Source organism: Acinetobacter sp. 1294596, assembly GCF_000582925.1.
GTDB classification, from domain to species: Bacteria; Pseudomonadota; Gammaproteobacteria; order Pseudomonadales; family Moraxellaceae; genus Acinetobacter; species Acinetobacter radioresistens.
Genome location: NZ_JFCC01000001.1, coordinates 66,734 through 80,538, shown reverse-complemented (window position 1 = coordinate 80,538; position 13,805 = coordinate 66,734). Strand labels below are relative to the sequence as shown.

The 13,805-nt window shown below is 42.1% G+C and carries 9 protein-coding genes; all 9 read left to right on the top strand.

From position 1 onward, the window contains the following. Positions 1-355 precede the first annotated feature (355 nt). Positions 356-2,083 carry an acetolactate synthase 3 large subunit gene (locus J502_RS00365; protein ID WP_005016394.1) on the top strand — a complete coding sequence of 576 codons (1,728 nt, stop codon included), beginning with the start codon at positions 356-358 and terminating at the stop codon, positions 2,081-2,083. Continuing rightward, on the top strand, positions 2,080-2,571 hold the full coding sequence (gene ilvN / locus J502_RS00360; protein ID WP_005016393.1) for an acetolactate synthase small subunit: 492 nt from the start codon (positions 2,080-2,082) through the stop codon (positions 2,569-2,571). Before J502_RS00365 ends, ilvN begins: the two co-directional genes overlap by 4 nt. Before the next feature lie 34 nt (positions 2,572-2,605). Further along, complete coding sequence (gene ilvC / locus J502_RS00355; protein WP_005016389.1) at positions 2,606-3,622, top strand: ketol-acid reductoisomerase; 1,017 nt, start codon at positions 2,606-2,608, stop codon at positions 3,620-3,622. 589 nt (positions 3,623-4,211) lie between these two features. Then, positions 4,212-6,281: a putative bifunctional diguanylate cyclase/phosphodiesterase gene (locus tag J502_RS00350; RefSeq protein WP_005405915.1), complete on the top strand. Its 2,070-nt coding sequence runs from the start codon at positions 4,212-4,214 to the stop codon at positions 6,279-6,281. Between the two features lie 160 nt (positions 6,282-6,441). Continuing rightward, positions 6,442-8,031: a peptide chain release factor 3 gene (locus J502_RS00345; RefSeq protein WP_005405912.1), complete on the top strand. Its 1,590-nt coding sequence runs from the start codon at positions 6,442-6,444 to the stop codon at positions 8,029-8,031. Between the two features lie 72 nt (positions 8,032-8,103). After that, entirely contained in the window at positions 8,104-8,925 is an 822-nt protein-coding gene (locus J502_RS00340; RefSeq protein ID WP_005405680.1) for a hypothetical protein, read from the top strand. 91 nt (positions 8,926-9,016) lie between these two features. Beyond that, complete coding sequence (locus tag J502_RS00335) at positions 9,017-9,994, top strand: RsiV family protein (RefSeq protein ID WP_005405722.1); 978 nt, start codon at positions 9,017-9,019, stop codon at positions 9,992-9,994. Between the two features lie 3 nt (positions 9,995-9,997). Beyond that, entirely contained in the window at positions 9,998-10,837 is an 840-nt protein-coding gene (locus J502_RS00330) for a TatD family hydrolase (RefSeq protein WP_005405775.1), read from the top strand. Between the two features lie 109 nt (positions 10,838-10,946). Next, complete coding sequence (gene acnA / locus J502_RS00325) at positions 10,947-13,703, top strand: aconitate hydratase AcnA (RefSeq protein ID WP_005405830.1); 2,757 nt, start codon at positions 10,947-10,949, stop codon at positions 13,701-13,703. Positions 13,704-13,805 lie beyond the last annotated feature (102 nt).

Below are 13,805 nucleotides of genomic sequence, written 5' to 3'. Positions count from 1 at the left end.
GTTCGAACTATTTATTGAGCAAAAAAAGCCAATCTTTCATCTTGACTTTACAGTCTGAAACAAGAAAAATGCTTGCTCAGGTTTTATATGCATCTGTTCGATCACCCTTCGAATAAGTGACATGATACGCAATGGGCATTTCCTCTAGCCGAGGAGATGTACAAAACCGTAAAATATGTTTATCCCAGCATGTTTTAGATCACTGTGCCGCTCAAACAGCAGCCCGATCAGAATTTTTTCCTATTGCGGCAAAAACTATGAAATATGTGTGCTATAACAGTGCAGACAGTTAATGAATTAAGCACTTATCTATGCCTTCCATATGATAATGCAAATAAGATTAGGGTGAATCACGTTGGAACTTTTATCTGGTGGTGAAATGCTCGTTCGCGCACTTGCGGATGAAGGCGTTGAACATGTTTTTGGATATCCAGGCGGCGCAGTTTTACATATCTACGATGCGCTATTTCAACAAGACAAAGTCAAGCATTACCTCGTGCGCCATGAACAGGCTGCAGGTCATATGGCTGATGCTTATTCACGCGTTACCGGCAAAACTGGTGTAGTTCTGGTTACCTCAGGTCCAGGTGCAACCAATACTGTAACTCCAATTGCAACTGCTTATATGGATTCAATTCCAATGGTCATTCTGTCTGGCCAGGTTGCAAGCCATCTCATCGGTGAAGACGCATTTCAGGAAACAGATATGGTCGGTATTTCCCGTCCAATCGTAAAACACAGTTTCCAGGTCCGTCATGCCAGTGAAATTCCGGCAATTATTAAAAAAGCGTTCTATATTGCAGCATCTGGTCGTCCGGGCCCTGTTGTGGTTGATATTCCTAAAGATGCGACCAATCCGGCTGAAAAATTTGCCTACGAGTATCCGGAAAAAGTGAAGATGCGTTCTTATCAGCCGCCTTCACGTGGTCATGCAGGTCAGATCCGTAAAGCAATTGACGAACTGATCTCAGCCAAACGTCCAGTAATTTATACTGGCGGTGGCGTAGTACAGGGCAATGCTTCTCATCTGCTGACTGAACTGGCGCATACTCTGGGTTATCCGGTGACTAATACCCTGATGGGACTGGGAGCATTCCCGGGTAATGACCCTCAGTTTATTGGTATGCTAGGCATGCACGGAACTTATGAAGCCAATATGGCGATGCATAATGCTGATGTAATTCTGGCGATTGGTGCACGTTTTGATGACCGTGTTACCAATAATCCGGCAAAATTCTGCCCAAATTCTAAAGTTATTCATATTGATATTGACCCTGCGACCATTTCAAAAACGATTATGGCGCATATTCCAATTGTAGGCGCAGTAGAGCCGGTACTACAGGAAATGCTGGCCCAGTTGAAGCAGATGAATGTTTCCAAGCCGAATCCTGAGGCAATTGCTGACTGGTGGAGCCAGATCAATGAATGGCGCAAGGTACACGGCCTGAAATATCAAATGGCTAATGATGGTTCAATGAAACCGCAACAGGTAGTAGAAACCCTGTGCAAATTGACCAATGGAGATGCCATTATTACTTCTGATGTAGGGCAGCACCAGATGTTTGCTGCACTTTATTATAAGTACAAGCGGCCACGTCAATGGATCAACTCTGGTGGTCTGGGTACCATGGGCGTAGGTTTACCATATGCCATGGCTGCCAAACTGGCCTGTCCAGAACAGCAGGTGGTTTGTATTACTGGTGAAGCTTCTATCCAGATGTGTATTCAGGAATTATCGACCTGTAAACAGTATGGCCTGAATGTCAAAATTCTCTGCCTGAATAACCGTGCACTTGGTATGGTAAAACAGTGGCAGGATATGAATTATGAAGGTCGTCATTCTAGTTCTTATGTCGAGTCCTTACCTGATTTTCCAAAACTGATGGAAGCGTATGGTCATGTTGGGATCCAAATTGATCATGCAGATGAACTGGAGTCTAAACTAGCCGAAGCGATGGCGATCAATGACAAGTGTGTCTTCATCAATGTCATGGTAGACCGTACTGAGCATGTATATCCTATGCTGATTGCAGGTCAGTCTATGCAAGATATGTGGTTGACAAAAGGAGAGCGCACGAAATGAGACATATTATCTCTGTACTCGTAGAGAACGAAGCCGGCGCGCTTTCCCGTCTGGTTGGTTTGTTCAGTCAGCGTGGCTACAATATTGAAACCCTCAACGTGGCACCAACTGAAGACCCAACCTTGTCACGTTTGACCTTAACAACTTATGGTGATGACCATAAGATCGAACAGATTACCAAGCAGTTGAATAAGCTGGTTGAAGTAGTAAAAGTGGTCGACCTGTCTGAAGGTGCTCATATTGAACGCGAGCTGATGCTGATTAAAGTTAAAGCATTAGGTGCAGCGCGAGCCGAGATCAAGCGTACCGCAGACATTTTCCGGGCCCAGGTAGTGGATGTAACCCCAACCACCTATACCATCCAGATTGCAGGGACAACAGAAAAAATAGATGGTTTTATTGATGCACTTGCAGAGAATACCATTCTTGAAGTGGTTCGCTCTGGTGTGTCAGGTATCGCGCGTGGCGAAAAAGTTTTAACCATCTAACTGAATTTAAAAAGCATTATAGCGGAGATAACAAATGCAAATTTTTTATGATAAAGACTGTGATTTATCAATCATCCAGAGCAAAAAAGTAGCGATTATTGGTTACGGTTCACAAGGCCACGCACATGCACTGAACCTGAAAGATTCTGGAGTAGACGTTACGGTTGGCCTGCGTGCAGGTTCTACCTCTTGGAAAAAAGCAGAAAATGCTGGCCTTAAAGTTTCAGAAGTTCCTGAAGCAGTCAAACAGGCTGATCTGGTTATGATCCTCACTCCAGACGAATTCCAGTCACAACTTTATCGTGATGTTATTGAACCAAATATTAAAGAAGGTGCAACACTTGCATTTGCCCACGGGTTCTCTGTTCTTTATAACCAGGTTGTTCCGCGTAAAGATCTTGATGTCATCATGATTGCACCGAAAGCACCAGGCCATACCGTACGTTCAGAATTCCAGCGTGGTTCAGGCGTTCCTGATCTGATTGCGATCCATCAGGATGCTTCAGGTAATGCACGTAATGTTGCGCTGTCTTATGCTTCGGGTGTAGGTGGTGGCCGTACTGGTATCATTGAAACTTCTTTCCGCGAAGAAACTGAAACTGACCTGTTTGGTGAGCAAGCTGTACTTTGTGGCGGAGCGGTTGAACTGGTTAAAATGGGATACGAAACACTGGTTGAAGCAGGGTATGCACCAGAAATGGCTTACTTTGAATGTCTGCATGAACTTAAACTGATCGTAGATTTGATGTTTGAGGGTGGTATTGCAGATATGAACTATTCAGTATCAAATAATGCTGAGTATGGTGAATATGTGACTGGTACTGAGGTTATTAATGAACAGTCTCGTGAAGCAATGCGTAATGCATTAAAACGTATTCAGTCAGGTGAATATGCGAAGATGTTTATTCAGGAAGGTGCCTTAAACTATCCGTCCATGACTGCGCGTCGCCGTCAAAATGCTGCTCATGGTATTGAAGTAACAGGCAATAAACTTCGTGCAATGATGCCGTGGATTCAAGCTAACAAGATTGTTGATAAAGAGAAAAACTAAGTTTCTGTCTTTATTTATAAAAACCCTGCATTATGTAGGGTTTTTATTTTATGAGTGAAAAAATTAGAATACCTATTTAGTGATTATTAAATATTCTGTTTTTAATTTTTTATTAAGTACTCTTTCTTAAATTCTACTTCATGATAAACATCTTGAGACTTAAAATTGTTAAATAATGATCTGTTTTAATTGTTCTCAAGATTTATAAAATACCAAATTTAAAAATAACTTCAGGCTAAGTTAACGAAAAAATTTACCGGATTCCAGAATATATATTTCATATTGGATGTATGGCTATTATGAGTTTTAAAATGATGAGCTAAAAAGGACTGGAAAATAAATCATCTATTATTTCGTGCTGTTTTTCTGGTCATTTATTTTTATTTTAACGTTCTATAGAATTTTCCAGATAAAAGGTAATTTTTAAAGCATTATTTAAGAAATTATTTAATTGATAATGAAAATAAAAAGAATTAACCTAAATGCAGGAATAAATAATCTTACCAATTCTTTACGCTACTCATAACAGGTATGCTTTAAGGTACTTAACTTGCAAGAAGAATAATTATCATTTTGTTTTGGATTGTTTATGGTTCATATGCATTATAACAGCATACTGGTGTTAGGCTCGGTCTTGGTGGCCGTAGCCGTCTGTTATATTGCAATCTCGCTACGTGAGCTTTTAATTCAAAATACTTTTCCTAAGTATCATAATGTAGTTCTTGCCGGGAGTGGTTTGTTTTTAGGTCTGGCGATCTGTTCAATGCATTTTGCCGGGCTTCTCGCTGTGCATCTTTCCCAAGAGTCAGTATTTGACCCTGCCTTAACCATCGTTTCATATTTAGTTGCTTCAGCTGCTTCTATCTTTGCACTCTGGTTAACTTCTCGTGAATTTCTGTCCCTACCACGTTTGGTACTTGCTGCAGTAGTGATGGGGCTTGGAATCTCTGGTATGCATTATACCGGGATGATGGGTCTCATCCTGCATGGCTATATGATCTATTACCAGCTTTTGCTGGTAATTCTTTCAGTGTTAGTTGGAATACTGGGAACAGGATTGTCATTCTGGTTGGCTTTTAAATATCAGCATGCTACTAAATACCGGTTCTGGATTAAACTGGGTGTAGCGCTGGTATTTGCACTCAGTATTTCCAGTGTTCATTATATTGCCATGGCTGGTGTCGTTTTCTATACCGGTGGACAGATTGAAGTTCTGGAACATTACCAGGCAGGACGTACACTCTTATTATTTACTATTGTTTTTATTACCTGTCTGGTACTCATGACAGCATTTCTGGTAGCGATTCTGGAAGAGCGTCTGGAAGAACGTAACCGGCGCCTTATGGAAATTAATAAAGAACTGGCCAACCTGGCTGTTCAGGACAATTTGACTCGGCTTCCTAACCGCCTTTTTCTGCTAGATTATGCCCAATATTTATTTATTGAGCATAAAATAAATAAAAAGAGTTTTGCCTTTTTATATATTGATCTGGACCGTTTCAAGGCAGTAAATGATGCTTTTGGCCATCAGGTAGGTGACCAGTTATTGATTCAGGTAGCTGCCCGTATTCATCAAAATCTTGGCCCTGAGGCTAAACTGTTACGTGTAGGGGGAGATGAATTTCTCCTGATCATTGAAAATACTGGACGTAAACGTGCCATTTATTATGCTGAAAAAGTTTTAAGCCTAATTCAGGCAAGCTATCTGATCGCGGGCAAGGAAATCAATATTTCGTGCAGTATCGGTATTGCGATTTATCCAGAGCATGGTACTAATTTGCAGGATCTGTTGATCAATGCAGATGCTGCTATGCTGGCTTCGAAAGAACAGGGTCGCAATACCTATGCTGTCTTTAGTTATTCTGTGCATCAGTATGAAGCTCAAAGTCAGTCTAAACTGATTAATGATATGTATAAAGCTGTAGAAGAGCGGCAATTTATCCTGTTTTATCAACCCAAATTTTCAGCTAAAACCTATGAAGTTTGTGGGGTAGAAGCTTTAATTCGCTGGAAGCATCCTACCTTGGGCCTGCTTAGCCCTAATATGTTTATAGAAGGGGCTGAAAAAACCGGTCTGATTATTCCGATGGGATATTGGGCGCTTGAAGAAGCTTGCAAACAGATCCAGTATTGGGAACAAAATGGAATCAGCCTCTGTCCGGTTGCTGTTAATCTCTCTGCAATCCAGTTCGAGCATCAGAAGCTGTTTGATACCTTGGAAAACCTCTTGGAAAAGTACAGGATCCAGCCAAATAACCTGATTATTGAAATTACTGAATCTACTGCCATGCATCATATTGAACTGAGTATTCGTAGTTTTGAGCGACTCAGAAAAATGGGAATCCGTCTTGCGATTGATGATTTTGGTACCGGACATTCAAGTCTGCTGTATTTAAAAGATTTACCTGTAGATGAATTGAAGATTGACCGGGGTTTTATTGTCGGGTTAAAGCCGGGGAATAAAGAAGAAATTATTCTAGAAAGTATTATTCAGTTAGCGACAAAACTTGGCTTGATTGTCACTGCCGAAGGTGTGGAGACACCACTGCAGGCGGAAATTCTGACACGTTTAGGTTGTCAGCAATTACAAGGTTATCTATTAGGTGCGCCTGTTGAGGTTGAGCGCTTAAAAGTTTATAAACAAAGCGTTCAACTCTAAAAGATAAAAACTCTCAAAAATAAAACTGCCATACAACTACCGATTTAAAAGCAGTCTTGATCTGCTACAATTGCGCCAATTTCAAATTTTTCTCTCACATGCTTTCAGAACATCACGTTGATGTTTTAGACAGGATGTGTACAAATGCAGATTTTTATCAATGTTTAAAGATGAATTAATCAGTCAGGTAAAGGCGCGCAGGACTTTTGCCATCATTTCGCACCCCGATGCCGGTAAGACGACCATGACCGAGAAACTCCTGTTATGGGGTAAAGCTATTCAGGTAGCAGGTATGGTTAAAAGTCGTAAGTCGGACCGTGCAGCGACTTCTGACTGGATGGAAATGGAAAAAGAGCGGGGAATTTCGATTACTACATCAGTGATGCAGTTTCCCTATAAAAATCATGTAATTAACTTGCTTGATACGCCAGGACACGAAGATTTCTCGGAAGATACTTATCGTACACTGACAGCCGTTGACTCTGCATTAATGGTGATTGATGGGGCGAAAGGTGTAGAAGAGCGAACCATTAAATTAATGGAAGTCTGTCGGATGCGTGATACGCCGATTATTTCTTTCGTCAATAAAATGGACCGTGAAATCCGTGAGCCCCTAGAATTACTTGACGAAATTGAAAATGTTCTCAAAATCCGTTGTGTGCCAATTACCTGGCCCTTGGGTATGGGGCGTGATTTTGCCGGGGTATATCACATTGCGGAAAACAAGCTGTACCTATACAAGCATGGCTTCGGCTCAGTGATTACTGAGATTGAAGTACGTGACGGCTACGATCATCCCGATATTCGTGAAAAAGTAGGCGATTTGGCCTTTGCTGCTTTTGAAGAGTCACTGGAGCTGGTACAAATGGCGAGCGATCCATTTGACCGTGACCTGTTCCTGCAAGGTAAACAGACACCTGTGCTGTTTGGTACTGCATTGGGCAACTTCGGTGTAGATCACGTGCTGGATGCATTTATTGGTTGGGGACCTGAGCCTAAGGCACATCCGGCACAGGAGCGTGTAGTTGAAGCGACTGAAGAAGAATTCTCTGGTTTTGTTTTCAAGATTCAGGCAAATATGGATCCCAAACATCGGGACCGAATTGCCTTTATGCGAATCTGTTCGGGTAAATATGAAAAAGGTCTAAAGATGAATCATGTCCGCATTGGAAAAGAAGTGCGGATCAGTGATGCACTGACCTTTCTGGCAGGTGAACGTGAGCATCTGGAAGAAGCATGGCCGGGTGATATTATTGGGCTTCATAATCACGGGACTATTCAGATTGGTGATACTTTTACCTCGGGCAAAAGTCTGCATTTTACCGGTATTCCACACTTTGCACCTGAAATGTTCCGTCGAGTCCGTCTTAAAGACCCTTTAAAATCCAAGCAGCTACAAAAGGGGCTGAAAGAACTTTCTGAAGAAGGTGCAACTCAGGTATTTATGCCACAGATCAGTAATGATCTGATTGTGGGAGCAGTCGGGGTACTACAGTTTGATGTAGTGGCTTATCGCCTCAAGGAAGAATATAAGGTGGACTGTCTTTATGAGCCGGTCAGTATTAATACGGTGCGCTGGATTTACTGTGATGATGAAAAAATCTTGAATGAATTCAAGAAAAAAGCTCATGATCAGCTCTCTGTAGATGGCGGTGGACATCTGACTTACCTGGCGCCGAGCCGGGTGAATCTGCAACTCATGCAGGAACGCTGGCCAGATATTGAATTCCGCAATACACGTGAACACTAAATAGTCATGATATAAAACAGCTTCTTCGGAGGCTGTTTTATTATAAAGTTCATTGAGCAGAAGGAATATAAAATGCGTAACAAGCCCTACTTTACACTTATCCTGATCTGCTCAGTACTAAGCCTTATGGGCTGTGAAGAAAAACATAAGGCCTCTGAGTCAAAAAGCCAGCAACATTATGCTGAAAAAGTAATAGATCAGGCTGATGTGCTTCCTTATTTAAATATTAAAGAGCAACGTGCTGAGTATGCTTTGCCATTTTGTGAAAAGAAAAACTGTATTGATATCGATATTCAAACTATCAATACTCAGGATGTCTGGCTAAATCAATGGATCGCTAAAAATCAGGCACAGATTATTCAGCAGCAGATTGATCTGAATCAGAATTTGAGTTTACAACAGGCAGTCAATGCTTTTATAAAAGCTTCAGATCAGTGGCAGGCGAAATATTCTAAAAACCGTGCATACGAGCTGAAAATGAAGACTCGTATCGCATCACAGCGTAATCAATATGTACTGTTGCAAATAGGCATAGACAGTAAAATTGAAGAACTAACTATTAAAGACCGGCAATATTTTTTTGTAGCAGACCGCAAAGTCCAGAAAGCTTTGAGTTTAAATGATATTTTAAAGCCTGAGCAAAAAACTACATTAAACACCTTGGTTCAGCAGCATTATCAGGACTGGTTAGAAAAAGAGACAGCCGAGGTTCGTAAAGATGCTCCTAAAAAATTATCTTGGTCTCAGTCAGACTGGTTTTTTGATGGAGAAGGGATAGGTATACATTATCGTGCACATGAGATAGCGCCTGAAGCCAGCCAGCTGGATATCTATCTGAACCGCAAACAGACCCAGCAGATACTTAAACCTGAAATATATCAACAAATGTTTTAAGTTGAGATACAAAAAAAATTGTGAATTACTGAATAAAGCCATTAGGCTAATACAAGGCGGTCTAAAGTAAGACGAAAATGGGTGGGCAGTAATGTTAAGAACTCAACAGGTATTAAGCTTAAGTTTATTGGTCGGAGTTATAGGTTTGACGGCATGCCAGCCGAAGGATAAACCGGAACAAAAGCCACAGACTGAACAAAAGTCTGCGGTGCCTCAACAGAAAGAACCGGTTCTAGAGGCGAAACAGGTTGATGTGATTGTCACTATGCCGGAATGTAAAGGTAATACCTGCCCACAGTTCGATGTAAAACGCCTCAGCTCTAATTACGCCTTTGTAGATGATGCAGTAGACCAGGCTGTTTTAAGCAGTCTAGAGCAGATTCTTGACGTTAGTGAAATGGTAAAAAAACCGGTTGAAAATTCAGAAGTTCAGTCAAAAAAAGATACTGCTGAAAGCCAACCTGAAACCAGCCAGACAAATTCAACCACTACTCCAATTGATCAGCAAAACTTTGATGCTCAGGTGCAGCGTTATGCCGATGTCTTTTTAGATCTAGACCGTGAAATCAAGACATTAAGCGCCAACCAGCAGATCAGTCTGACCGTGGCGCCCAAGGTACTTCAAAGTAAAGGTCCCTTGGTGACAGTTGTGTTAAATACTAGCAGTTACTTGGGCGGTGCACATGGCTCAGCATCTCAGCAATATTATAATTTTGATCTTGTGAAAAAGCAGCAGCTACAGCTAAAAGATATTTTAAATGGCAATCAACAGGCAGTACTCGAAAAGAAATTTTATAGTGCCTTCCAGAACTGGGTGATGGAGAACAAGCTCGCCAGTAGTGTAGAAGAATATGAACAGGTCTGGAAATTCAAGCTCTCTAATAATTTCTTTTTAGCCAAGCAGGGATTGATTTTACAATATGGAGAATATGAAATTGGCCCCTATGTGGTTGGCCTGCCACGTCTTGTAGTACCCTACAGTGAGCTACAGGATGTGATCAAAACAGAATACTTGCCACCAGATGTCAAAACTACTGCAGTTCCGGCTACGCCCGAAGCGGACAAATAATTTATGGACAGGCTGGCGCTATTTGATACTCACACACATTTTGATGTGCCAGATTTTGACGAAGACCGTGAACATCTGGCCTATCAGGCTAAAGCAGCCGGAGTTGAAAAGCTGGTATTAATCGGTTTTGTGGAGTCGCGCTTTAATGACCTGGTTGATACCCATCATTATATAAATAGTTTAAAAGATGCACCAGAGAGTTATCTCGCACTAGGTTTGCACCCTTTTTATATTGAACAGCATCAGTTTTCAGATCTGGATCGGCTGGAAAATCTACTAAAAACTCATGAGAGTGTCGCTATAGGGGAAATCGGACTAGATACTTTACTTAAACAGCATAAGCAGCCAGAAGTTTTTCAAAAGCAGCAGGATTATTTTTCTGCACAGCTCGAGCTGGCAGCACAGCATCATAAACCGGTGCTGTTACATATCCGTAAAGCACATGCTGATGTACTGAACTTACTCAAGAAACACAAGTTTAAACTGGGCGGTATTGCCCATGCGTTTAGTGGCGGTATTGAAGAGGCAAAAGTATTTGTAAACTTGGGTTTTAAACTGGGCATTACAGGGCAGGTGACTAATCCCAATGCAAAAAAATTAAGAAAAGTGGTGCAAGATATAGGACCTGAATATCTGGTTATTGAAACAGATTGTCCTGATATGACGCCTCTATGTTGCCAAACTTCAACTGAACAGCGTACCCGTAATGTACCCGGTAATTTAACTTATGTACTGGATGAACTGTCTGTAATATTTGGAATCTCACATGAGGAATTAGCCAAAACTTTATGGCATAACTCATTCACTGCCTTGCATATAAGCCAGAAACTGACGAAGAACTAGAAACGTAAAATCAGATATTAACTAATCAATAACACTGTATTCCTATTCTTGGCATACATTAAATGGAGCATGATTGACAAGAACAAAGTTGAAGCCGGAGGATTGCCGTATGGCTAAGTACAGTACAATTAATAGTTTTAATTCACTGACGACTTTAAAAACAACAAAAAAAAACTATCAGATCTTCAGTTTAAGACAGGCCCAGCAGCATCTGGATGATTTTACCAGGCTACCTAAATCTTTAAAAATATTACTCGAGAACCTGCTACGTTTTGAAGATCAGATTACAGTAAAGCAGGAACATATACAGGCTTTAGTTGAATGGCAGCAGAATCGCAGTTCGGTTCAGGAAATTCAGTATCGGCCAGCGCGGGTTCTAATGCAGGATTTTACTGGAGTACCAGCTGTAGTTGACTTGGCTGCCATGCGTGCAGCAGTCGAAAAGGCAGGAGCTGATCCAGAAAAGATTAATCCGCTAAGTCCTGTTGATCTGGTGATTGATCATTCTGTTATGGTTGACCATTTTGCAGATGAACATGCTTTTGAAGCCAATGTTGCTGTAGAGATGCAACGCAATGGCGAGCGCTATCAGTTTTTGCGCTGGGGGCAATCTGCTTTTAATAATTTTAGCGTCGTTCCTCCAGGCACAGGAATCTGTCATCAGGTCAATCTTGAGTATCTCGCACAGACTGTATGGACTGGTGAATCAGATGGAAAAGAATTTGCTTTTCCAGATACGCTGGTAGGAACAGATTCCCATACAACCATGATCAATGGTTTGGGAGTGCTGGGCTGGGGCGTAGGTGGAATTGAAGCAGAAGCAGCCATGCTAGGACAGCCCATTTCCATGCTCATTCCTGAGGTAATCGGTTTTCAGCTCACCGGAAAACTGCGCGAAGGAATTACAGCTACAGATCTGGTACTGACGATTACCCAGATGCTACGCCAGAAAGGGGTGGTTGGAAAATTTGTCGAGTTTTATGGTGACGCGTTGGCTGAACTGCCACTGGCGGACCGTGCCACTATTGCCAATATGGCCCCCGAATATGGTGCAACTTGTGGTTTTTTCCCGGTTGATGAGGTCACCTTGGGTTATTTACGCCTGACCGGCCGAGATGCTGAACGGATTGAACTGGTTGAAGCCTATTGTAAAGAGCAGGGCCTATGGCGCGAAGCAGGAGATGAACCGGTCTTTACTGATACGTTAACCCTGGATATGAGTACAGTCGAAGCAAGCCTGGCTGGACCAAAGCGCCCACAAGACAGAGTGGCACTTTCTGATGTACCTCATACCTTTCAGGCACTCATGGATCTGCATTTAAAGCCTGCTAAAGCTGAGAAGGAACGACTGGAAAATGAAGGGGGCGGTGGAACAGCTGTTGAGGCAGAACAGGCCAATTTACCCCATTCTAATCCTTGCTGCGTAATAGAGGGTAAAAATTACTTCCTTTCTCATGGTGATGTGGTGATCTCAGCCATTACCTCATGCACCAATACATCAAATCCGAGTGTCATGCTGGCAGCAGGTTTGCTGGCTAAAAAAGCAGTAGAACAAGGCTTGCAACGGAAAGCATGGGTAAAAAGCTCTCTGGCTCCAGGCTCCAAAGTTGTGACTGATTATTTGAAAGCATCTGGACTGATGCCTTATCTCGATCAGCTGGGTTATAACCTGGTAGGGTATGGGTGTACCACCTGTATCGGAAATTCAGGCCCTTTGCCAGAACCTATCGAAGAGGCAATCCAGAACTTTGACTTAAATGTAGCCGCCGTACTCTCTGGGAACCGTAATTTTGAAGGGCGTGTTCATCCACTGGTAAAAACGAACTGGCTGGCATCTCCCCCTCTGGTGATCGCCTACGGTCTGGCTGGAAATATTCGCACTGATTTAAGCTCTGAACCAATTGGTGAAGGAAAAAATGGCGAAAAAATTTATTTGAAGGATATCTGGCCGACCCAAGCTGAAATTGAAGAGGCCTTGCATTATGTAAATACCCAAATGTTTCATAAAGAATATGCGGCTGTTTTTGAAGGTGAAGAAAACTGGAAATCTCTGCAAATTCCCGAAACTAAAACTTATCAGTGGGATGAGCACTCTACCTATATCCGTCATCCACCGTTTTTTGAAAAAATTGATCAGCCCCCACAAGCGGTTAAAAATATTGAAAAAGCACGAATACTGGCTGTTCTGGGGGACTCAGTCACTACTGACCATATCTCACCGGCGGGAAATATCAAGCAAGACAGCCCGGCAGGCCGTTATTTGCAGGAACTGGGTGTAGAGCCAAAAGACTTTAATTCGTATGGATCACGCCGTGGTAATCATGAAGTAATGATGCGCGGAACTTTTGCCAATATCCGGATTAAAAATGAAATGCTGGGTGGTGAAGAAGGTGGCAATACACTCCATATACCCACTCATAAGAAAATGTCTATTTATGATGCGGCCATGCAATATCAGGCAGAAAACACACCCTTGGTTATTATAGCAGGTAAGGAATATGGCACAGGTTCATCACGTGACTGGGCAGCTAAAGGAACTAATTTACTGGGAGTGAAAGCTGTTATTGCCCAGAGTTTTGAGCGAATTCACCGCTCCAATCTGGTGGGTATGGGAGTGTTACCTTTACAGTTCATGCCAGATGAAAGCAGGACTTCACTCAATATTAATGGTGATGAAATTCTGTCAATTCATGGTTTATCTGATGACTTGTCACCGCAGCAGATTCTAAGGGTAGAGCTAGAACAACCTGATGGAACGCAATCAAGTTTTAAGGTTCTGTGCCGTATCGATACTGTTAATGAGGTCGAGTATTTTAAGGCCGGTGGCATTCTCCATTATGTGCTGCGGCATTTGATCGCTTCCTGAAGAGTAGTTGCCTGAGCTTTATATCATTTATATGGTTCACGCAGCAGAAATTTTTTGGATCTTATGAGCTGTCACACTGAGGTCATTCCCGTTAAAATAGAG

Coding starts and splice junctions, on each gene's coding strand:
- J502_RS00340 (WP_005405680.1), top strand. CDS start 8,104: ATGCGTAACAAGCCCTACTTTACACTTATCCTGATCTGCTCAGTACTA.
- ilvN (WP_005016393.1), top strand. CDS start 2,080: ATGAGACATATTATCTCTGTACTCGTAGAGAACGAAGCCGGCGCGCTT.
- J502_RS00335 (WP_005405722.1), top strand. CDS start 9,017: ATGTTAAGAACTCAACAGGTATTAAGCTTAAGTTTATTGGTCGGAGTT.
- J502_RS00330 (WP_005405775.1), top strand. CDS start 9,998: ATGGACAGGCTGGCGCTATTTGATACTCACACACATTTTGATGTGCCA.
- J502_RS00350 (WP_005405915.1), top strand. CDS start 4,212: ATGGTTCATATGCATTATAACAGCATACTGGTGTTAGGCTCGGTCTTG.
- acnA (WP_005405830.1), top strand. CDS start 10,947: ATGGCTAAGTACAGTACAATTAATAGTTTTAATTCACTGACGACTTTA.
- ilvC (WP_005016389.1), top strand. CDS start 2,606: ATGCAAATTTTTTATGATAAAGACTGTGATTTATCAATCATCCAGAGC.
- J502_RS00345 (WP_005405912.1), top strand. CDS start 6,442: ATGTTTAAAGATGAATTAATCAGTCAGGTAAAGGCGCGCAGGACTTTT.